The sequence below is a fragment of the Marinicrinis lubricantis genome, from assembly GCF_042658665.1.
Classification (GTDB): domain Bacteria; phylum Bacillota; class Bacilli; order Paenibacillales; family KCTC-33676; genus Marinicrinis; species Marinicrinis lubricantis.
In genome coordinates, this window is sequence record NZ_JBHSQV010000039.1 from 1 (window position 1) to 526 (window position 526).

The 526-nt window shown below is 45.4% G+C and carries 1 protein-coding gene; it reads right to left on the reverse strand.

Annotated elements, in window-relative coordinates:
• A partial coding sequence (locus ACFPXP_RS07910) for a transposase (protein WP_379893702.1) occupies positions 1-526 on the reverse strand: 526 nt, incomplete at both ends.

Consider the following 526-nt stretch of genomic DNA (forward strand, 5'->3'; position numbering starts at 1 on the left):
TCAAGCTGCAACTGACGGTTTATGCGATCACAAGCTAATTTTGTGCTATTGTACACCAATACAGCTAGGTTTAGGTGAGTCCTTGCTTTCTGTCCTGAGCGGTGCCGCACATTATTGAGTTGAAAATACTCTTTTAAGTAGGCATTCACTCGCTCCACTGCAGAACGCTTCTTGAACATCTCTTTCCAAGACTTTGTCCCACGGGCTGGAGCGGTGTACTTGCGAAGATCTGTTGTTATTTTCATTTTGTAGACCTTCTGGCAAAGTGAATCATGGGCTAATGGACAACTTTCGCATTCCTTTGGTCGCACATATTTGAGCGTTTCATACTTGGGATCATAGCTGTCATAGCGGTAGGGATGCTCTCGCACACATGTAGGAGCAAAGTGCTCATCAAACCCTACCATTTCCGGTTCACGTCGTCGGTTGTAGGCGATGATGGCATGGGCTTTTGCTTGGCGAACTTGTTGGTAGATCGATTCAAAATCATATCCAGCATCCATGGTTGCATATTTGAAGGTGTAGC